The organism is Bradyrhizobium sp. UFLA03-84 (assembly GCF_002289535.1).
GTDB lineage: Bacteria > Pseudomonadota > Alphaproteobacteria > Rhizobiales > Xanthobacteraceae > Bradyrhizobium > Bradyrhizobium viridifuturi.
Genome location: NZ_NSJY01000013.1, coordinates 421,640 through 442,419 on the forward strand (window position 1 = coordinate 421,640; position 20,780 = coordinate 442,419).

At 65.5% G+C, this 20,780-nt stretch carries 19 protein-coding genes; 6 read left to right on the top strand and 13 right to left on the bottom strand.

Going from position 1 to position 20,780, the window contains the following annotated elements; translation table 11 throughout:
• Nucleotides 1-124 precede the first annotated feature (124 nt).
• On the top strand, nt 125-2,176 hold the full coding sequence (locus CK489_RS16070; RefSeq protein WP_095732944.1) for a tetratricopeptide repeat protein: 2,052 nt from the start codon (nt 125-127) through the stop codon (nt 2,174-2,176).
• Between the two features lie 198 nt (nt 2,177-2,374).
• On the opposite strand, the gene CK489_RS16075 is transcribed toward CK489_RS16070, so the two are convergent.
• The 5 genes from CK489_RS16075 to CK489_RS16095 all read right to left on the bottom strand — a co-directional run bounded on the left by CK489_RS16075 (nt 2,375) and on the right by CK489_RS16095 (nt 6,735).
• On the bottom strand, nt 2,375-2,575 hold the full coding sequence (locus CK489_RS16075) for a cold-shock protein (RefSeq protein ID WP_021079749.1): 201 nt from the start codon (nt 2,573-2,575) through the stop codon (nt 2,375-2,377).
• 282 nt (nt 2,576-2,857) lie between these two features.
• Entirely contained in the window at nt 2,858-3,169 is a 312-nt protein-coding gene (gene sorB, locus CK489_RS16080; RefSeq protein ID WP_050423777.1) for a SorB family sulfite dehydrogenase c-type cytochrome subunit, read from the bottom strand.
• A gap of 11 nt (nt 3,170-3,180) precedes the next feature.
• Nucleotides 3,181-4,380 (bottom strand): SorA family sulfite dehydrogenase catalytic subunit, encoded by a 1,200-nt coding sequence (gene sorA / locus CK489_RS16085; protein ID WP_095732945.1) that lies wholly within the window; start codon nt 4,378-4,380, stop codon nt 3,181-3,183.
• Nucleotides 4,381-4,600: 220 nt separating this feature from the next.
• Complete coding sequence (locus CK489_RS16090; RefSeq protein ID WP_021079752.1) at nt 4,601-4,828, bottom strand: hypothetical protein; 228 nt, start codon at nt 4,826-4,828, stop codon at nt 4,601-4,603.
• A gap of 161 nt (nt 4,829-4,989) precedes the next feature.
• Nucleotides 4,990-6,735 (bottom strand): adenylate/guanylate cyclase domain-containing protein, encoded by a 1,746-nt coding sequence (locus CK489_RS16095; RefSeq protein ID WP_502694122.1) that lies wholly within the window; start codon nt 6,733-6,735, stop codon nt 4,990-4,992.
• A 231-nt stretch (nt 6,736-6,966) separates the two neighbouring features.
• Between CK489_RS16095 and CK489_RS16100 the strand changes: the two genes are divergently transcribed.
• A complete protein-coding gene (locus tag CK489_RS16100; protein ID WP_198960937.1) occupies nt 6,967-8,502 on the top strand; it encodes a glycosyltransferase family 39 protein in 1,536 nt (511 codons plus the stop codon).
• Between the two features lie 246 nt (nt 8,503-8,748).
• Here CK489_RS16100 and CK489_RS16105 read toward each other — a convergent pair whose 3' ends face one another.
• Nucleotides 8,749-9,780 carry a YcjF family protein gene (locus CK489_RS16105; RefSeq protein WP_095732947.1) on the bottom strand — a complete coding sequence of 344 codons (1,032 nt, stop codon included), beginning with the start codon at nt 9,778-9,780 and terminating at the stop codon, nt 8,749-8,751.
• The gene (locus CK489_RS16110) at nt 9,777-11,240 is read right to left on the bottom strand and encodes a YcjX family GTP-binding protein (RefSeq protein ID WP_095732948.1); all 1,464 of its coding nucleotides are present in this window, start codon (nt 11,238-11,240) and stop codon (nt 9,777-9,779) included. Before CK489_RS16110 ends, CK489_RS16105 begins: the two co-directional genes overlap by 4 nt.
• A gap of 199 nt (nt 11,241-11,439) precedes the next feature.
• On the opposite strand from CK489_RS16110, the gene trhA reads away from it, so the two are divergent.
• Nucleotides 11,440-12,135: a PAQR family membrane homeostasis protein TrhA gene (gene trhA, locus CK489_RS16115; RefSeq protein WP_095732949.1), complete on the top strand. Its 696-nt coding sequence runs from the start codon at nt 11,440-11,442 to the stop codon at nt 12,133-12,135.
• 148 nt (nt 12,136-12,283) lie between these two features.
• Nucleotides 12,284-13,078 carry an SDR family oxidoreductase gene (locus CK489_RS16120; protein ID WP_095733661.1) on the top strand — a complete coding sequence of 265 codons (795 nt, stop codon included), beginning with the start codon at nt 12,284-12,286 and terminating at the stop codon, nt 13,076-13,078.
• 255 nt (nt 13,079-13,333) lie between these two features.
• Here the strand turns inward: CK489_RS16120 and CK489_RS16125 are convergent, their stop codons facing one another.
• Complete coding sequence (locus CK489_RS16125; protein WP_095732950.1) at nt 13,334-13,867, bottom strand: isochorismatase family protein; 534 nt, start codon at nt 13,865-13,867, stop codon at nt 13,334-13,336.
• Nucleotides 13,868-13,871: 4 nt separating this feature from the next.
• Entirely contained in the window at nt 13,872-14,492 is a 621-nt protein-coding gene (locus CK489_RS16130) for a TetR family transcriptional regulator (RefSeq protein ID WP_095732951.1), read from the bottom strand.
• An 82-nt stretch (nt 14,493-14,574) separates the two neighbouring features.
• On the opposite strand from CK489_RS16130, the gene CK489_RS16135 reads away from it, so the two are divergent.
• The gene (locus tag CK489_RS16135; RefSeq protein WP_095732952.1) at nt 14,575-16,128 is read left to right on the top strand and encodes a 4-hydroxyphenylacetate 3-hydroxylase family protein; all 1,554 of its coding nucleotides are present in this window, start codon (nt 14,575-14,577) and stop codon (nt 16,126-16,128) included.
• Nucleotides 16,129-16,222: 94 nt separating this feature from the next.
• Here the strand turns inward: CK489_RS16135 and mdlC are convergent, their stop codons facing one another.
• The 4 genes from mdlC to CK489_RS16155 form a co-directional block, all read right to left on the bottom strand.
• A complete protein-coding gene (gene mdlC / locus CK489_RS16140) occupies nt 16,223-17,851 on the bottom strand; it encodes a benzoylformate decarboxylase (RefSeq protein ID WP_095732953.1) in 1,629 nt (542 codons plus the stop codon).
• A 143-nt stretch (nt 17,852-17,994) separates the two neighbouring features.
• On the bottom strand, nt 17,995-18,882 hold the full coding sequence (gene blaBJP / locus CK489_RS16145; RefSeq protein WP_050628180.1) for a BJP family subclass B3 metallo-beta-lactamase: 888 nt from the start codon (nt 18,880-18,882) through the stop codon (nt 17,995-17,997).
• Nucleotides 18,883-19,012: 130 nt separating this feature from the next.
• Nucleotides 19,013-19,396 carry a tautomerase family protein gene (locus CK489_RS16150; protein ID WP_095733662.1) on the bottom strand — a complete coding sequence of 128 codons (384 nt, stop codon included), beginning with the start codon at nt 19,394-19,396 and terminating at the stop codon, nt 19,013-19,015.
• Nucleotides 19,397-19,507: 111 nt separating this feature from the next.
• Complete coding sequence (locus CK489_RS16155) at nt 19,508-20,014, bottom strand: winged helix-turn-helix transcriptional regulator (RefSeq protein ID WP_095732954.1); 507 nt, start codon at nt 20,012-20,014, stop codon at nt 19,508-19,510.
• A 113-nt stretch (nt 20,015-20,127) separates the two neighbouring features.
• On the opposite strand from CK489_RS16155, the gene CK489_RS16160 reads away from it, so the two are divergent.
• The gene (locus CK489_RS16160; protein ID WP_095732955.1) at nt 20,128-20,733 is read left to right on the top strand and encodes a VOC family protein; all 606 of its coding nucleotides are present in this window, start codon (nt 20,128-20,130) and stop codon (nt 20,731-20,733) included.
• Nucleotides 20,734-20,780 lie beyond the last annotated feature (47 nt).

Here is a 20,780-nt window from a genome sequence, read left to right on the forward strand (position 1 = left end):
TAATGTTGCGTCATTGACGCTGGAACCGGCTCCAGGGTTCGCGGAGTTCGTTTCCTGGCCCATCATCGTACGAACCAAGTGACGCGATAAGACGGCCAGCATTCGGTCAACCCGAGGCTACGACATGCGTTCACGTTCGACCTGCACCGGCGCTGCCATGAGCGGCATTCGTTTCCAGCTGTTGCTGACGCTTGCACTGCTTCTCTGGCCCGCGCTCGCGGTTTCCGCCCGCGCCGGTGACGTCGAGGACTGCAACGGGCCGCCGTCGGACAAGGCCGAGGCGGCGTGTTCGGGCATCATCAACGATGCCGCGCGCTCCACTGAGGAGCGGACCAAGGCGTTCACCGGCCGCGCGCGATTCTACATCGCCCGCAACAAGATCGATCAGGCCTTGAGCGATGCCGATGCGGCGTTGCAGCTAAACTCGCAATTCGTGCCCGCGCTGATCGCTCACGGCTATCTTCGGCAGCGCAAGGGCAGCCTCGACCAGGCGCGGGCCGATTTCGATCGCGCGATCGAGCTCGAGCCGAAGAATCCGTTCGGCTTCCTGGCGCGCGGCAATCTGCGCGCCGACCAGCGCGCCTGGGCCGATGCGATCTCCGATTACGGCGAGGCGATCACGCTGCGGCAGGATCTTCCCGCGGCCCATGTCGGGCGGGCGCGAGCCTATGTCGAAACCGGACAGCCCGATGCGGCGCTGGCCGACGCCAACACCGCGATCGCCGTCAATGCAAGCACGCCGAACGCGTTCTACTGGCGCGGTCAGGCCTATCGTCGCAAGGGAGACATCGATCACGCGATCGAGGATTTCTCGCGCGCCATCGCGCAGGCGCCGCAGACCGAGCGCAACGCCTATTTCGCCCGCGCCCAGCTCTACAGCGCCAAGGGCGACTACGTCAGGGCGATCGGCGATTTCGACAAGCTGCTGACGTTCCTGCCCGACAACAAGGAGATTCAGCAGCAGCGCCAGCAGGCGCTCGCCATGCAGGCTGAATTGGCGAAGTCCGGCGTGGCGCCCGCCGTGCCCGTGGCGCCGCCGGCGCAACCGCTCGCGCCGGCAACCACCCAGTTGCTCGACCAAGCCAGGCTGATGGTGGCCGAGCGCAACTATGCGGGCGCGATCACCAATCTCAACAGGGTGCTGACTGGTGATCCCGGCAATGAGGGCGCACTTCGGCTGCGTGCAGTGGCCTATTCGGGGGTCGCCCGGTTCGTAGACGCGCGCAACGACCTCGACAGCCTGCTCAAGCTCAAGCCGAACGATGCGCCGCTGCTCGCCTTCCGCTCGGTCAACTCGGCGGCGCTTCGGCAGTTCGATGCGGCGATGGCGGATGCCACCCGCGCCATTGCGCTCGATCCGAACAATGCGATGGCCTATCTCGGCCGCGGCCTGGTCAAGGCCGGCACCGGCAAGACGCAGGATGCCGTCGCCGACTATGACCATTCGATATCGCTGAACGGCAAGGACTCGCTGGCATTCACCGAGCGCGGGCTCGCCTACATCAACCTCAAGCAGATCGACAAGGCATTGCTCGATTTCGACCAGGCGCTGGCGATCACCCCGACCAATCTGCTCGCGAAATCATGGCGTGGGTTGGCGTTGCTGCTCAAGGGGCGCGCCGACGAGGGGCTGGTCGATATCAACGGCGTGCTGGAGCGAAACCCCAACAACCCCACCGCGCAACTCGGTCGCGCGCTGGCGATGCTCACTTCAGCGCAGTACGACCGCGCGGTGCTCGCGATCGATCCGATCGTCGCCAAAATGCCGAATGACCCGTTTCCGCAAGTGCTGCGTGCGCGCGCCTATCTTGGACTGAAGAAGACCGATGACGCGATGAAGGATCTCAATGCTGTGCTGGCTACCCGGCCCGATTACCTCGATGCCCTGACGCTGCGCGGCATCGCATGGTCGGCGCAGCGCGAATACACCAAAGCGGTCGAAGACCTGGATCGGGCCATTGCCCAGAAGGAGACGGTCGAGAACCTGTTCGCCCGCGCCAAGGCGCACGAGGCGCTCAACCACACCGACAAGGCGACCGACGACTTCCGCAAGGCGACGCAGCTCGTGCCGTCGAGCGTGTTCGACGTGCTGGCGCAGGCGGAGTCGAAGCGCAAGGTCCAGGAATTGTCGAAACGGGTGCCGTGCGGCAATGGCCAGAGCGGCACCTGCCTGTGACACGGCGACACGACAGCAGCGCGTCTTTCCAGCGCAATGGATAGATGTCGACGCGCAATCGATGACGGTGGGAAAAAATTCGATGCCGTGGCGCGCGGGCACCGTGCCCGCTCCGCCGAACGTCACGCGTGTGATGTTGGATCGGCCCTCACTCCCGGATGGCGTCCGAGAGTGCGCCGCTCGATCTTGCGCGGAGCGCTAGACCTTGAGGTTCTCGGCTGACGTCTTGCCGCGATTCGCGATTTCTTCGTATTCAACTGACTGGCCCTCGTTGAGGCTCTGAAGACCAGCCTTCTGAACTGCTGAAATATGAACGAAAATGTCCTTGCCGCCCGTTGCGGGCTGGATGAATCCATAACCCTTGGTCGGGTTGAACCACTTCACTGTACCTTTGGGCATTCCAGTCGTCTCCGCGGAATCAATCGAAAACAGACCAGCCGGTCCCCGCACAAACCGGCTTGTCCGTACTGCACAGGATAGCAGTTTGAAAAAAGCTGGGTAGATCAAACCACGGTGTGTTTTTGCCCGGAAACAACCCGTTTTGCAGGGTTTTGGCGCCGGATTGCCTGTTTCGTGGTCAATTGATGCAGTGCAAAAATCGGGTTTCTCTGACCCGAATTGGATCAATGGTCCCGCGCGCTGCCTTGTGGCGGGCGCGCGGGGGATCGAGGGACTCCGTCTTCAATAGGTCGCGGAGAGATACTCGACGATCTTGCCGACGTCGGCCTGGTCGATCGGCGCGCCGTAGACCTTGATCATCTTGGTCACCTCGGCCTGCCAGAAGTCCTTCTTGAACTTCTCGCCCTGCGGCTGGGTCTTGATGTAGTCCGCCGAGTGGCAGCCGGAGCAATTGTTCTGCACCACGTCGAGGTTGGGACCCGGCTTGAACGCCGCAGTCTCCTCGGGAAGCGTGTAGTTGACGGGCGCGGCGATCGCAGCGCCGATCGAGAGTGCCGCGATCGCGGCGAGGGAGGCAAGCAGCTTGCTGGTCATGATGCTTCTCCTCACGCCGCGGTGACGCGCACGGTTTCGACGACGTTGCGGAGATAGCCTGCCGGATTCCACAACGGGTCCATCGGCTGGGTGTCGCCGGCATTGTTGGTGGCGCGCACCTTCAGCTCCGACGGGCCGGCGGGAAGCGCGACCTTCAGCTTCCATTCGCGGAACGCGTATTTGCCGAGGTCCTTGCCGAGCTTCGCCGGTGTCCAGCTCTTGCCGCCGTCGGTCGAGACCACGACCTCCTTGATGCCCTTGCCGCCGTCGAAGGCGATGCCGCGCAGCGTGGTGCGGCCGGCCTTCAGCTTGGCGCCGTCGGCAACGCTGGTGATGAACGAGCGCACCGTGAAGCGGTTGATCGGGATCGTCGCCTTCGGTGCGGTGCCGGGCTCGACCGCGTTGTTGGGCGTATCCGGAATCCGGTAGGCGGACTTCATCCAGAAGCCGTCGAACACGTTGTCGATCACGGTGATCTCGTTGAGGTGCTTCACCCAATAGGTGCCGTAATAGCCGGGCACCACGAGGCGGAGCGGGAAGCCGTTGAGGAACGGCAGGTCCTCGCCGTTCATGCCCCAGGCCAGCATCACCTCGCCGTCGCGCGCATGGTCGATGTCGAGCGCCTTGACGAAATCGGGCGTCGTCTCCATGACCGGGCCGTCCATGCCGCCAAAGGTGACCTGCTTGGCGCCGGCCTGCACGCCGGCCATGTCGAGCACGGTCTTCAGCGGCACGCCATGCCAGCGCGCGCAGCCCATCGCGCCGTTGCCGAGCTGGCCGCCGGCGACGCGCGGATTGAAGAAGCCGCGGCTGTTGCCGGAGCACTGGTTGACGGCGACGAGCTCGACGGGCTTCAGTTTGCGGACATCCTTCAGCGACAGCTTCAGCGGCTTGTCGACCTTGCCCTTGATCTCGAGCGTGAACTTGTCCGGATCGAGGTCGTAGGGGATGCCGGCGAGGTGATAGCGGACGAAGAACGCGTTGTTCGGCGTCAGCGGACCGTCGTTGAAGATCGCAAACGGGGTTTCGAGCTGCGGCGGCCGGCTGGTCAGGCCGATCATCGGGCGCTTCTGCGGGTAGCGGACCAGCGGCCGTTCGCCGTTGCCAATGGGCAGCGTCACGGTGTCGAGGGCGAACGCGCCCCTTGATCCCAGCCCCGTCACCAAAGCCGCCAACCCGGCGCGCTTCATCAAGTCTCGTCGATCGAGCATTCCGCTTCCTCCGAAGCTGTTTTGTCGTGAGCTGGTCATCACCAGGCTCATTCTGCCTTGCGCGCCGTCGCATCATGGAAAGCGCGCGGCGACAAATGTCGCACCTGACGATCCCGAGTCAATTGAGCTTTCGCAGCGCTTACCGGCGTTGCGTTGCAATAGCGAAAAGCCCCGATCGCATGAGGCGACCGGGGCATTTCGCTTCCAGGTGTTGGTTCGATCAGTAGCAGACGTTGACGGTACGATAGCGATAGCCGTAGGGCGTCATCACCAGGCGGGTGACGTAGCACCCGGAGTCGACGAAGCCGACGGAGATGCCCGGGCCACCCCAGAAGTGATGGTGGTACGGATGCCAGAAGAACGGCTTGGCGGACGCCGAGGTCGGAGCCAGCGCGGCGGCACCGAGGGTTGCGGCGGTAGCGAGAGCAAGCGTGACTTTGCGAAGCATGGTCGTCTCCTTCAGATGCGCGTTGAACTCTGTCGCGGCGCGGTTGCAGTGTTACCCATCGCCAGTCAGTCGCATCCGGCACGGGACGCGTTCGAGCATCGCGGCTGAACGCTCTGCTGGATGTGCGGCAGGTCACATTCGGTGAAGGGGAGATGAACCGATCAGGCCGCGACGGCACGCCGCTCGTCGACCAGCGCCGACAGCACCCGCGTCGCCTCGACGGTGCGCACGGTCATCGGCTCGTTGCGGCCGCGGATCGCGACCTCCTGCGCGGGCAGGGCATCGTCGGCGAGGCCGGCTGTGACGCGCACCTCGTCGGAAATGACGGCCTCGCAGGCCAGCGCCTTGGTCATGTCTTGCAGCCGTGCCGCGACGTTGACCGCATCGCCGAGCGCGGTGAACACCATGTGGTCGCGATAGCCGATATCGCCGACGATCACCTCGCCACCATGGATGCCGATGCCGAAGCGGATCGGCTCGCGCAAATCGTGGCTGAGAAACTGGTTCAGCTCGTCGATATTGGCTGCGATCAGCGCCGCAGCGCGCAGCGCCTGGCGGCAGGCCTCGTGCCGGTCGGAGGAGAGCCCGAACAGCGCCAGCATGCCGTCGCCGATGAACTGGTTGGGCCGCCCGCCGGCTTCCAGCACCGCTTGCGACACAGCGCCTAGGAAGCGGTTGACGATGAACACGGTGTCGAACGGCAACCGCTTCTCGGCGAGCTGCGTCGAGCCACGCATGTCGACGAACATGCTGACGAGATAACGCTCCTGGCCGACCCGCGTCGGATTGCCGGCATGCGCGTTGGCCGACATCGTGCTCGGCAGGAACAACTGGAAGAAGGTCAGGTCGGAGGTCGGCCGCAACTGGCAGGCCAGCCGGATCGAGGGATCGTCGGTGCCGACCCGGTGCAGCACGAAGGCCTCGCGCGGCGAAGGTTCGGGCAGGGTGGCGTGATCGCCGATGATGCGGATGCGGCAGGTCGAGCAGCGCGCACGGCCGCCGCAGACGCTGGCATGCGGCACGTTGTAGCGCAGGCTCGCTTCCAGCACGCTCAGTCCCCTGGGCACCCGCAGCGTGCGGCCGTTGCCATAGGACAGTGCGATCATGCCGCCCCGGCGTTCCAGCAGGGTCCGCGCACCGCGCGCGAGCAGCACGAGGCCGAGTAGGCTGAGATAGCCGATCGTCAGGTCGTCGGTGATCTTCTCGAGCATGGCCCCCTGCGCCGCCGTGCCGAGCTTCTGCACCGACAACTCCTCGCGCCGCCAGTCGGGATCCTGGTAGTCGGCGATCGTGGCGCGACCGGCCTGGTAGATGCCGAGCATCGCCAGCGTCGGGATCAGCACGGCGGTGGCGAGCAGATAGGGCGCCGCGCGCTTGAAGAACGCGCGCATCCGCAGCCAGAAATACAGGCCGATACAGCCATGCACCCAGGCGATCACCAGCACCGCCAGCATCGTCCACAGCCGGTTCGGCGCTGCGATGAAGAACGTGTAGAGCTCCTGCGGATAGAGCTTCTCGTGCCCGTACAGGGTCTGGCCGAGCCGGACGCCGACGACGTGGGCGACGATCAGCATCGGGACGCTGAGGCCGAGGGTGAGCTGCAGCGGCTCGATCGCCTTCCAGTGGAACTCGCGCCGCTCAAACAGCGCCCAGATGCCGAGCGCGGCGTGCACCAGGCAAGCGGAATAGAACACGACCGCGACCGGCAGGAACTGCCAGAACTCCGTGTGGTAGTGCACCCCGATCGCCATCGCCTCGGTCGAGATATTGCCGAGCGCATGGTTGAGGAAATGGCTGATCAGGTAGGCGAACATGATCGTCCCCGTGACCAGGCGGACCTGCCGCTGGCCGATGCCGCGGGCCATGTCCTGCAGGTGCTCGCGCGAGGGGGAGGCCATGTGATTCATGATCGGCAAGTCTAATGTTTAATTCCCGCGCTGAACACCACCACGGGTCCGGACGCGCCGGGACAGCGGGCCGCGCGGAACGTTGACACTCCGTTAAGAGTCGAACAAAAAGCGGCCGTGACGATAACCCAAGCCGGACCTAAAGCCGAACCTGGAGCCGATAACATCGGCGTTAAGCCGGCCCGTTCGCGGGCGCCGGACTGGCGTGGCGTCATCGCCGTGATCGTTGCCATGACCGCGATGCGGCTGGTCTATGCCCATGCGCTCGATCTGCGCACCGACGAGGCCTATTACTGGACCTGGTCGAAGGAAAACGTGCTGTCCTTCCTCGACCATCCGCCGATGGTCGCCTGGCTCATCCGCCTCGGCACCGCTGTTCTCGGCGACACCAATCTCGGCGTCCGCCTCGGTGGTATCGTGGCAATGCTGGTGACCCAGCTCCTGCTCGCCGACATCGTCCGCCGCGTCACGGCCAACAATATCCGCGCCGTGATGCTGGCGTTGCTGCTGCCGGAGGCCGCGCTTTATTACGGGCTGTTGATGGCCAAGGTCGCGCCGGATACGGCGCTAATCCCGTTTTCGGTGGCGATGCTGTGGTCGCTGGTGCGGCTCGCGCAGAGCGATGACGGGCGCTGGTGGCTCGCGGCAGGGCTGTTCGCAGGGCTTGCGCTGCTGTCGAAGTTTACCGCGATCATGTTCGCGCCGGCGGTGCTCGCCTTTGCGCTGATGCCGGACTGGCGCTGGCGCTGGCTGCGCAGCCCATATCCGTACCTTGCCGCGCTGATCGCGATCGTCGTGTTCTCGCCGGTGCTGATCTGGAATGCCGAGCATGACTGGGCCTCGTTCCGTTTCCAGGCGGTGCGCGCCACCGTCGAGCGCGATCTGACGCTGCGCACCCTCGGCGAATTCATCGGCATGCAATTCGGCCTGGTCGGCTTCGTGCTGCTGCCGGTGACGCTGTTCGCGACAGTGCTGACGGCGTGGCGCGGCTATGCCAGACGCGAGCCGGTCGCGATCCTGCTGTCGACCGCGGTGCTGGTGCCGTTCATCTACTTCCTCTGGAAGTCGCTGACATTGCGGGTCGGCGACACCTGGCCGATGTTCCTGTGGCCGGCCGGCTTTGCGGCGGTCGCTATCAATTTGACGCGGATGCCGTTCGAGGGCTGGTCGACCGGTCTCGTCAAATCGACGATCTATTGGGCGCGGACCGCGATCACGACAGGCATCGCCTTCGTCGTCTGCGTGTTCCTCTATTACATGTTCGCGCCGTGGAATCTGATCGGCCGTACCGATCCGATCGGCACCGAGGCGGGCTATGAATTGGTGGCCGCGCATACCCTGGCACAGGTCGAGGCCACCGGCGCGACCTGGGTCGCGACCACGGACTACCGCACCTATGCGATGCTGCGCTGGATGCTGCGCGGGCGGGTGCCTGTCATCGAGATCAATGAGCGCGGCCGCTTCCAGGGTTTTGCCGATCCCGGCATGAGCAAGATCCGCGATCACGTCGGCATCTATGTCGGGCGCGAGCCGGAGAACAATCTGCCGCTGTGGAACGAAACGTCAGCGGTGCGCCAGCCGCTGGAGCGCGTGACGCGGAGCTGGCGCGGCATGGTGATGGACACCTATTCGCTGGAGAAGATCTCAGGCTGGACCCCCGATCTGTCGCCGCCGCCGGACACCACGTTCTTCCGCTGGCGCGTGCTGGCGATGCGTCTTCCTTCTTCCCTTGCGGGAGAAGGTGGCGCGCATTCGCGCGCCGGATGAGGGGGCTCTCTCCGCAGGTGAAGCTTGCCGAGAGACACTCGCGTAACACCCTCGATGTCGTCCCTGCGAAAGCAGGGACCCATAACCACCGATGCTGGCTGTCTTGCGTTGCTGTAACGGTGAGCTCCGTTCACAACATCCGCTGCGGCGTATGGGTCCCTGCTTTCGCAGGGACGACAGCTGTGTTTGTCGCGAGACGGTTGATGGTGGGCACGGCGCAAACGTGTCTCTGCCGACCCTGCGCCGTTATTCCTCTTCGTCGCGCTTGCGGATCAAATCCTTTGCCAGATCGGTTAGCGCCGGGCGCGGCAGGGCGTTGAAGGGAAGCGGGCGGGTGACGTCGATGGCGGCGAGGCCGAGGCGGGCGGTCAACAGGCCGTTGAGCATGCCTTCGCCGAGCCGCTGCGAGAGTTTGGCCGCGATGCCGTGGCCGAGCATCTGCTGGATCAGGCTGTCGCTCGCGGCCATGCCGCCGGTGATCGCGAGATGCGCGATCACGTGGCGCAGCAGGCGGATCATGCCGAGCGCGCCGGGCCGGCCGCCATAAAGCCGCGCCAGTTGCCGGATCATCCGCAAGCTCGCCACGAACACGAACAGCACATCGAACAGCGCGCGCGGGCTGACCGCGGTGACGACGGAGACGCGCTGCGCGGCCGACGACACCAGCCGCCGCGCCTCCTCGTCGAGCGGCGTCATCAATTCGCGCTCGGCGAGGCGGATCATGTCGGCGCCGTCGATGATATCATCGGTGTGGCTCTGCAGCGCGCTGCGGGCGCGGGCGAGCTGCGGGGTGTGGTGCGCGAGCTTGAGCAGATCGGCGACCACAGTGCGGCTCGCGGCCCGGTCGTCGCTGATCAGCACCTCGGCGGCGCGCAGGTGCAGCTTCTCGATGGTGGCAAGCCGCGCCAGACCGACCAGCTCGCGCATGGTGACGACCGCGAGCGCCACCGCCGCGACGACGGCGAGCGCCAGCCCAAGGAAGCCGAGGCCTTCGTTGCGCGCGAACAGATCCTCGACCAAGTTGATCACGCCAAGCCCGCTGCCGAGCACGACGAGGCCCGCGACCGCACTCCAGAACAGTGTGCCCCAGCGGAAGCCGCGACGCTCCGGCAGCAGCGGCGTATCTGTCGGCACCGGCAGTTGTGCGGGCTCGGCCTCGGGCACGATCTGGATCGTGCCGCGTGTGAGGCGGCCGGGCTCGTCCGGATCCATCACGACCACACCGGGATCGTCGAGCTTGAACGTCGCCGGCCGCCGCGGGGGCGTCTTCTCGTTCATTGCAGTTTGTCTCCGATCAGGAACTGGAGGGCGCGGTCAAGGCGGATGTGAGGCAGCGCCGGCTCCGCATCGCCGCCTCGTTCGAGCTTCGGCGGGCGGAAGCGCAGGAAACGATAATCGGCCGCGTCGGTGTCGCCGCTGGAGAGGCCGCGGAAGCCGCCGCTGAACAGCTCCTCCGGATTGTCGGGCAGGTCGCCCGGAAAGGTCGCGACCTCCGTCTCGCCATCAAGCCGCTCGCCATTGGCAACTTCGCCCGGCGCCGGCGTGCCGAGGATCGACGGCAGCTTGTCCCGGCCGCGCTGGACCTGCGCCTCGCGGGTGGCGCGCACTGCGGCGAGCGCGACGACGTCGATCTCGGCGCCGGCATATTCGGCGCGCTCGGCGGCCCTCGCCACGATCCGCCGCAGCACGGCTTCGAGCCGGTCGTGGCTCTGGTGATGCAGGTGGTCGGCCTTGGTTGCCGCGAACAGGATGCGGTCGATGCGCGGCCGGAACAGCGCGCTCAGGATCGTGCTGCGGCCGATCCGGAAGCAGTCGAGAATGCCGGCGAGCGCCGCTTCGAGATCGTGCAGCGCCTCGGGGCCGGCATTGAACGCGGCGAGCGCATCCGCCAGCACGATCTGGCGATCGAGCCGCGCGAAATGGTCGCGGAAGAACGGCCGCACCACGACGTCCTTGTAGGCTTCAAAGCGCCGCCGCATCATCGCCCATAGCGAGTGATCGGGCGCGCTGCCGTCGATGGGCACATCGAGCGGCGCGAAGGTCAGCGCCGGCGTGTCGGCGAGGTTGCCCGGCATCAGGAAGCGGCCGGGCGGCAACAGGCTCATCGCAAAGCGCTCGTCGCGGCAGGCGCGTAGATAGTCGGTGAACAGCCGTGCTTCGGTGAGCGCGGCCTGCTCGTCCTCTCTCGCCTCAGGCTTCAGCGTTGCGAGATGGGCGTGCCAGGGCGCCGCGAGTTTTGCGCGCAGCGGCTCGCGCGACAATGCAAGGCCCTCCGCCGACCATTGCTCGTAGCTCTTGCCCAGCAGCGGCAGGTCGAGCAGCCATTCGCCGGGATAGTCGACGATGTCGAGGGTCAGCGTGCGGTCTGCGCCGCTTTGCCGCTGATATTCGATCACGAGGCGAAGCTCGGAGATGTCGGTGGTCGAGGTCGGCCAGGTCCGCTCCTCGACCAATGTCCGGACATGGTTCTCGTAGGCGAAGCGCGGCACCGCATCGTCGGGCTGCGGGGCGAGATAGGCGCGCGCGATCCGTCCCGAGGCATAGGCCTCGAACACCGGGAAGCGGCCGCCGCGGGTCAAGCCGTGCACCAGCGCGGTGATGAACACGGTCTTGCCGGCGCGCGACAGGCCGGTGACGCCGAGCCGCACCGTCGGGTTGAACAAACCCTCGCCATAGTCGAGCAGCGCCCGCGCCGAGAGACGGGCTTCCTCGACGATATCTCGAAACCTGGGGGGCATGGAGGGTTAACGAAGACCCGGCAGGAGGGACCAAACGGGGCGGGCGATCACCCGCAAGGTGGCGATTATCGGGCCAAAATCAAGCTTCACATTTCCGGCGCCTTTGCAGGTGAGGGAGGGGGCGAGGGGGATTGCAGGGGGATTGAACGCGTCACGCCACCCGCGCTACCCATATCAATAGGCCCACAGGAAAGCCTGCATGACGGTCTTCCGCCTGAAGCAACTTGCCTCGACCTCGATCCACGCGGCCGGCGCCGCGCTGTGGAACTACGACCGCGCCGAACTGATCGCCGACGGCGTCGTTCATCTGGTCGGCGTCGCTTTCGGGCTGGTTGCCGCCACAGCGCTGATCGTGCTGACCGCGGTCTATGGCGGCCCGTTCGACGTCGCCGTGGTGTCGGTCTATGTCGCGGGCCTGCTCGCGATGCTGACGCTGTCGGCGACCTATAATCTCTGGCCGGTGTCGCGCGCCAAATGGATCCTGCGGCGCTTCGATCATTCCGCGATCTATCTGTTGATCGCCGCGACCTACACGCCGTTCATCGTGGAACTGAAGGACAGCTATTTTGCGATCGCGCTCTTGGTCGGCGTGTGGTGCGTGGCGATCGTCGGCATCTGGCTGAAGCTGCGTTATCCCGGCCGCTTCGACCGCCTCTCGGTCGGGCTTTATCTCGCGATGGGCTGGAGCGGCATCATGCTCTACGACCGCGTCGTGAAGGCGCTGCCGGCGATGGCGCTCGGCTTCGTGCTGGCGGGCGGCATCCTCTATAGCCTCGGGGTGATCTTCCATTCCTGGCGGCGGCTGCGCTTCCAGAATGCGATCTGGCACGGCTTCGTGCTGCTCGGGGCCGCCTGCCACTATACGGCGGTGTTCGACGTCGTGCTGGCGAGCTGATCTGCCCACCGGCGCTGCGCGAAAGACCGGGCTGGCCTCTCGAAAAGATCATGCATCGGCACAAGATGCGCTATCATGATCGCTCTGTTTGAGCATGACGCCGGCTTTCCGGATCATGCGCTGAAATCAAGATATCGGGAGGATGGCCATGCAGGTGGCAGGTAAAGTGGTGGTGGTCACCGGCGGTGGCAATGGCATCGGCAAGGCGCTGTGCGAGGCGTTCCATTCCGCCGGCGCATCCAAGGTCGTGGTGGTCGACCTCGATCATGCCGCGGCCGAGAAGGTCGCAGGCTCGGTCGGCGGTGCCGCCTTCAAATGCGACGTCGGTCAGGAGAAGAACGTCCTGCATGTGATCGAGGAGACCGAGCGCATGTTCGGCCCGATCGCGCTGTTCTGCTCCAACGCCGGCATCGGCGGCGGCTTCGACCCGCTGTCGAAGAATGCCGGCGGCACCTCGGACGAGCCATGGTCGCGGAGCTGGGCGATCCATGTGATGGCGCATGTCTATGCCGCGCGGCATCTGGTGCCGCGCATGAAGACGCGCGGCGAGGGCTACTTCCTCAACACGATCTCGGCCGCGGGCCTGTTGTCCCAGGTCGGCAGTCCCGCTTACTCGACCACCAAGCACGCCGCGGTCGGCTTCGCCGAAAACCTCGCGATCTCGCACCGCGCCGACAACATCAAGGTCTCGATCCTCTGCCCGCAAGGCGTCGACACCAACATGCTGCGCTCGATCCCGAAGGGCCCGCAATCCGGTGACGGCGATCTCACCGCGGAGCAGGTCGCACAGGATGCGCTGAGGGGCATCGAGCAGGAGACCTTCCTGATCCTGCCGCACCCGCAGGTGCTAGGCTACATGCGCAAGAAGACCGAGAACTACGACCGCTGGATCGGCGGCATGGCCAAGATCCAGGCCAAGATGCGCGAGAGCCACGGGAAGTGACGGCCAGCGAATTCGCGTCGCGCGTGTGAGATGAGCACCCTGGTCAGGCTCCCTCTCCCCTTGCGGGAGAGGGGTGGCTCCGGGCGAGATGATCGATCGAAGCGTCGCCATCGCAATTTCGCTCGCGCGTCGTTGAAGCGTCGAGAGAGCACCCGTGTGGTACCCTCTCCCCAACCCTCCCCCGCAAGGGGGAGGGAACCCGTCCGCAAGTGCATCCCTCACTTCGGTGAGATGGTTGTGTCGCTGATCGCGCCGTCACTTGATCAGTGCAATTGCTTCGCGAAACCGGGGATGCTCAGCGGTTTCCAGCCATTCGAACACCACCATCTCGGTGGTCACGATCTCGGCGCCGTGCCGCTCCATGCGGCGGATCGCAGTGTCCTTGTCTTCGGCGCGGCGCGAGCCCAGCGCATCGCGCACGACATAGATCTTGCGGCCGGCGTCGATGAGGCCGAGCACGGTCTGCTGCACGCAGACATGCGCTTCGCAGCCGGCGACGACGATGTGTCTGTCGGGTGGGATCGCGCCGAGGAATTCGCGCTCGCGGACGGCATCGAAGGTCATCTTGTGGATCAGTCGCGCCTCGGTGGTCGCGAGCTCGGCGACGGTCGCGCCGAGGCCTTTGGCATTCTGCTCGGTGAAGATCACGGGAATGTCGACGAGCCCGGCCATGTCGATCAATCGCCGTGCATTCCTCACCGCTGTCGTGCCCTGATCGATCGCGGGCATCAGGCGGGACTGGAAGTCGACGATCAGCAGCAGCGACTGTCTCGGATCGATCGTCAGCATGGCTTCACTCCTTACCGAGTTGCGCGATCTTCTCGCGGAGATAGGCGTCCATCAGGTCGGGCGCCGAGGCGCCGAACATTCGGATGCGGCCGGTGTGCAGCAACAGCAAGAGGCCGGTGGCGTGGGCAAAGCAGTCCACCATGGCCGTATTCGCCTTCTGCCTGGACGCGCCGAGCGCCTCGGCGGCTTCCGCGATCGGATGCAATGCTGCCTCCAGCGCGGCGTTCAGCGCGTGGTCGCGGTCATGGCCGAGCCCGGCCGGCTTCATGCCGCCGCGAAACAGGTAGAAGCCGAGATCGAGGTCGCGCGGGTTGTCGGCATAGTAGCGGAAGAAGCCCATCCCGGCGGCGTGCAGCCGCTGCTTCGCGCCGCGCGTGGTCGCGACTGCCGCGCTGACGGCGTCGCCGAGCGCGGCCAGCGACTGCCGCAGCACCTCAGCATAGATCGCCTCCTTGGAATCGAAATGGAAATACAGCGCCGCCGGGGTGTAACCGGCCCGGGTCGCGATCGCACGCAGGCTCGCGCCCTCGAGGCCTTCTTCGGCGAACACGCTGCGAGCCGCATCGAGGATCAGCTCCCGCTTGTGGCGGCTGATCGCCTCCCTCCTGCTCTCGCGCATCTGCATCCGGCGATTCCGTCCTTGACTCAATTCTAACGCTGTTCAATAATTTAACAATGTTAGAATAAATGAGCAAGGGAGAAGCGCCATGCTGATGACGGCCGCGGACTACCGGGAATCCCTGCGCCGCTACCGACCGCGGGTGTTCGTCAATGGCGAGGCGGTGGCGAGCGTCGCGGACGAGCCCTTGCTGGCGCCCGGCATCGCCGGTGTCGGCGTGACCTATGATTTCGCGCACCACGCCGAGCACACGGCGATCATGACCGCACGGCAGGCGACCTCCGGCAAAACCGTCAACCGCATGCTCCACATCAATGAGAGCTCGCAGGACCTGCTCTACAAGCTCGAGGCGGTACGGCTGGTGTGCCGGACCTCGGGCTGCGCGCAGCGCTATCTCACCCATGACGCGCTGAACGGGCTCTATCAGGCGACGAAGCTGACCGACGATCGCCACGGCACCGACTACAGCCAGCGCTTTCTCAACTATCTGCACGAGGTGCAGGACCAGGACCTGACGCTCGGCGTCGCCATGACCGATGCCAAGGGCGACCGTTCCAAGCGCCCGGGCCTGCAGGCCAATCCAGACGTCTATGTCCACATCAGGGAGCGCCGCCCCGACGGCATCGTGATCCGCGGCACCAAGGCGATCGTGACCGGCGCGCCCTACATGCACGAGTTCCTGGTCATGCCGTGCCGCACCCATGTGCCCGATGACAAGGATTTCGCGGTGTGTTGCGCGGTGCCGATCGATGCGCCAGGCGTGACCATCGTCGCGCGGCCCGCCGGCCGGCCCGGCGATGCCAGCGCAAAGTTCTCGGCGAAGTACGGCCAGTCGGTCGGCGTCGTGATCTTCGACGACGTGTTCGTGCCGCACGACAGCGTCTTCCTCGCCGGCGAGACCGAGGAGGGCGGCTTCCTCACCACGTCCTACGCCACCCATCACCGCCACTCCTGCATCGGTGCACGCGCCGGCTTCGGCGATCTCCTGATCGGCGCCGGCGCCTTGATGATCGAGGCCAACGGGCTCGATGCCGAGAAGCACGCCCATATCCGCGAGGCGATGGTCGAGCTGATCACGATCACAGAAAGCTTCTATGCCTGCGGCGTCGCGTCCTCGGTCTATTGCACCAGGGATCCGGCGGGCTCGGTGATGCCGGATGCGGTGTTCTCCAACATCGGCAAGCTGCTGCTGGCGACCAAGATTTACGACATGCACCGCGTCGCGCATTACGTCTCCGGCGGCTTGATCGTCGCGCTGCCGGGACCCGACGAGGACCATAATCCGGAAACGCGCGCCTCGCTCGCCGCCGTGATGGGCGGACGTCCGGACATTCCAACCGAGCAGCGCGCCGAGGTGGCGCGGCTGATCGAAGACCTCACGGTCTCGCATGAAGCCGGCTGGTACTCGGTGATCTCGCTGCACGGCGGCGGCTCGCCGGAAGCCATGAAGCGCGAGATCTGGCGCAATTATCCCGTGATGGAGAAGGCCGAGCTGGTCGAAAATCTGCTCGGCCGCGGGTTGGTCGACGAGGGCCAGCGTGTGTCGAAGCAGCCCGGCCGCTGCTGCGCTACCGGCTGCGAGGTGCCGACGCCGTCAGTGCAAACGTTGGAACAGGAGCGAGAAAACGCTCTCGTGAGGTGAGCAAACTGATCGGGCTCCCTCCCCCGCAAGGGGGGAGGGAACCCAGCCGCCGGGGTGCCTTCCTTACGAGTGCGCAAGAGCCGCGTCTCGCCGCTCAGCTCTTCTGCGTGTAGAGCAGCGGCACCGCGGAATCGACCATCACCTCGATCAGGCTGGCGCCTTTCGCCGACAAGCCACGCTTGTAGGCGTCCGCGAGCTCGGCTGATTTCGCCACCCGCACCGCGTCGCAGCCCATGCCTTCGGCGAGCTTGACGAAATCGATGCCGGGCAGGTCGAGACCCGGCACGTTGCGCACCTGCATCACCTGGCTGAATGAATGCATCGCGCCATAGCCGGAATTGTTCATCACGACGACCGTGAGCGGCAGCCTGCGCTGGGCTGCAGTCCACAGCGCCTGGATCGAATACATCGCCGAGCCGTCGCCGATCAGGCAGACCGTTCGCCCCTCGCGCCGACCGAGCGCCATGCCGACCGCGGCCGGCAGGCTGTAGCCGAGGCCGCCGCTCGCCATGGTGTAGAAACTATCCTGGCCGCGCATCGGCATCGCCTTCTGCATCAGCGGGCGATGCGATGGCACTTCCTCGACCAGCGCATCATGCGGTCCCATCGCGGCCGAGAGCGCGTGCAGCGCGTATTCGGCGGGGATGGGATCGCCGGCCGCGGGTGCCGGCGGCAGGATGCGGCCCGCAGGTGCCGTGCGCCTGGTCTCGGGCAGCAGCTCGAGCAGCGCCGACAGCGCCGGCTTCATCGTCGCGATGATGCTGTGGCCGGTCGGCGTCATCGCAGCGGCATCGGGATCGTCGGTGATCTGGAAGATCGTGGTCGCGCCGTCGAAGATCGCCGCATGGCCCTCGACATGGAAGGTGAACACCGGCGCGCCGACCACGACGACGAGATCGTGCTCGCGCAGCGCATCGGAAAGCTGGCCCGGTGCCGCATGCAGGAAGCCGGCAAATTGCGGATGCCGCTCGGGGAACGAGCAGCGTGCCGAGAACGGGCTGGCCCAGACCGCAGCCTTGGTCTTCTCGGCGACCTTGACCATGAGATCGACCGCCTCGGCGCGATCGACGGACGGCCCGACGACGAGGGCAGGGCGCTTGGCCTCGCCGAGCGCAGCCACCAGTGCCCGCATCGCGGCGGCATCAGGGCCAACCTCGCGGCTGACCTGACGGGCCTCCAGCGGCTGCGTCGCATGCGCCCAGTCGTCGATCGGCACCGAGACGAAGGTCGGCCCACAGGGCGGCTGCATCGCGACGTAGTAGGCGCGCGCGATCGCGGCCGGCACGTCCTCGGCGCGCGCCGGCTCGACCGCGAATTTCACGTAAGGCCGTGGGAATTCCGAGGCGCGCTCGGCATAGAGGAAGGCTTGCAGCGGCATGATCGAGCGCGCCTGCTGGCCGGCGGTGATCACCATCGGGGTCTGGTTGCGATAGGCGTTGTAGATGTTGCCGAGCGCGTTGCCGACGCCGGCCGCCGAATGCAGGTTGACGAAGCCGGCATTGCGGGTCGCCAGCGCATAGCCGTCTGCCATGCCGACGACGGAGGCCTCTTGCAGGCCGAGCACGTAATCGATGTCATCGGGCCAGTCGCTCAGGAACGGCAGCTCGGTCGAACCGGGATTGCCGAACACCTTCTTGATGCCCCAGGCGCGCAGCAGGCCGAAGGTGGCGTCCTTGACGGTGACGGTCTTGCCTTTGCTGGCGGCGGGTTTGCGCGACGACATCGGGCGGCTCCCATTTGGTGTCTTGTTACGTTCCGTCATTGCGCGCGGCAAAAGCGGAAAGGCAATCCACCTGTCGATGGATTGCCTGGCCATGTCAAGCCGCCGCGCCCATGGTTGCCGCGGCAACGGCCGAAATTGAGCGGCTAATTGGCCTTCGCGAGCGCGGCGGTCTGCTTGGCGAGCTGCTTGTCGAAATCCTGCTCCAGCCCCGCCACATAGCTGGCGTTTTCGCCCGGCTTGACGAACGGGTTCGGCGCACCGTCCTTCATCTGCGCGCGCTTGGCCTGCATGTCGTAAACCTCCGGATGCGGCCCGAGCAGCACGTCGACCTTCATCGTCTTGACCTTCGCGAAGGTCGAGCGGTAGTCGTCGACGATCCCGGGATAGGTCGGGCGGCCGACCAGCCGGTTCAGCGCCACCGTTCCGCTGCAGAAGAACAGCACGTCGCGCGTCTCGCCGCCGTCCTTCACGGTCATCTCCCAGCTGGTGCAGCCCGGCGAATGGCCGGGCGTGGCGTGCGCGGTCAGCGTGGTGTCGCCGAGCGTGACCTTGTCGCCTTCCTTGACCGTGCGGTCGACCTTCACAGGCGTAAAGGCAAGATCGGCGTTGCTCTCGTCGCCGGGATAGTAGCCGCCCTCGAGCAGGGGCTTGTCGCGCTCGCCGGCGATCATTTGTGCGCCGGTCTCCTGCTTGATCTCGGCAAAGCCGCCGGTGTGATCGAGATGGGCATGGCTGTTGAGGATGATCTTGATGTCGGCGACCTTGAAGCCGAGCTTCGTGATGTTGTCCTTGATCATGCCGGTCGACTGCTGCATCGCCGTGTCCATCAGGATCAGCCCTTGCGAGGTCTTGATGATGTAGACGGCGATCCCGTCGGTGCCGACATAGTAGATGTTGTCGATCAGCTGGTACGGCTCGAACGGTGCAGTCCATTTCTTCATGACCGTGGCCATGAAATCCTTCAGCGTCTGTGCCTGCGCACCGGTTGCGATCAGCGCGAGCGCGCACAGCGCGGCTGCGATCGTCCTCATGGTTGTCTCCCTGCCTGTTATTGTTCGTGCACGGGCCGCACTATGCGTGCTGGCAACGCCGGCGGCAAGCGGCGGAAGGCAGGCCGCCGGTCAGGGCGCCCCGCCGTCCGGCGCATGCCTGTTCCGCTGGTCAGCTGGCGTACTGCGCGATGCCGTTGCCGAACGACCAGTTCTCCTTGACGACCTCGACCAGGTTGATGACGACATCGTCGGGCCGTCCCTGCAACTGGCTCTGATAGTCGTCCACGATCCGCTTGTAGAACGCCTTCTTCATCTCGACCGTGCGCCCGGCATTCATGGTGATCTGGATGAAGATGAGATCGTCGCTGTAGCTGTTGCCGAGATAGTTGTCGGCATGGTTCAGGTCGCCGCGGTCATGCTCGGTGATGACCTGAAACTTGTCATTCTCGGGCACGTTGATGGTGTCGCGCATCGCCTTGTAGACGATCTCGCCCAGCGTCTTGCGATATTCGGCGGACTTGCCGCGCTTCAGGTCAATACGAACGAATGGCATGGTGGTCTCCCGTGTTATGCGGGGCTGGGCCATAACAGACCCGCGTGATCGAAATGCTTCATTGGTCTGACGGCGATTGAGTTGTCCGCTTCGCCGTTGGTCCCGAAGGGGTCAGCGGCTCGCCTTGAAGGTGTCCCATCGCGCGTCGCGCTCTTTTTGATATTTGGGTGTCCGCTCTCCAACCATGTCCTCGCGACGGACCGGCTCGCCACAGGACTCGCAGACCGGGCCGAGCCCGGCCGGCTTGCCGCAGACGAGGTGCGTGTAGGTCATCGCGCGGCCTTCCTTCGGTGACTTGCACCAGGTCTCACCCCAGGCGCGCAGCGCCATCAACACCGGAAAGAACGCCGTGCCCTTCTCGGTCAGGTGATATTCGTGGCGCAACGGACGCTTGTTGTAGACGCGCCGCGTCACCAGGCCGTCCGCTTCCAGCTTCTTCAGCCGCGCCGTGATCATCTGCGGCGTGCCCCCGGTCTGCGCCTGAATCTCCTCGAAGCGATGACTGCGCGCGAACAGCTCGCGCAAAACCAGTACAGTCCAGCGGTCGCCCACGACGGTCTCGGCGCGGGCGACCGGACACAGCGTTTGGTCAGTCCTGTTGTCCTTGATTTTGGCCATCACGATTACTTCATCAGGCTTGTTACTATGATTATCATAGCAATATGGCCCGTCATCATCGCGAATGCAATGGGCCGCTTTTGGCCCGGTCTTTCATCACCAGGGAGCGAGCCATGACCACGGAACAGGCGCCGGCAGCGGCAAAAGTCGATTTGAAGCTCGAGGTCGTCGTCATTCCCGTCGCCGACGTCGACCGGGCCAAGCGGTTCTACCAGGACCTCGGCTGGCGGCTTGATGCCGACTTCGTCAGGCCCGACGGCTCGCGCGCCGTACAACTCACGCCGCCGGGTTCGCCGACTTCGATCCATCTCGGCTCGGGAGCCGGGCTGCCGCGCTTCCTGATCGTCAACGACATCGAAGCGGCGCGCGCCGAGCTGATCGCGCGGGGCGCCGACGTCAGCGAGGTGTTTCATCGCGGCGCGGAAGGCCGCATCGAGGGACCGGATCCGGAGCGCCCGAGCTACGGTTCGCTCGCCACCTTCAACGATCCCGATGGCAATGTCTGGCTGCTGCAGCAGGTCACACAGCGGCTGCCGGGTCGCGTCGACGGCAACAGCACGAACTTCTCATCGTCGGCTGATCTCGCCGCCGCGCTCCGCCGCGCGGCCACGGCCCATGGCGAGCATGAGAAGCGGACCGGTAGGCATGATGCGAACTGGCCGGACTGGTACGCCGAATACATCGTCCGCGAGCAGGCCGGCAAGCCGCTGCCCGAGTGATCGGAAGACCGCGGTAGTCCGTAAAGCCGGCAGCATCGCAGCTGCGC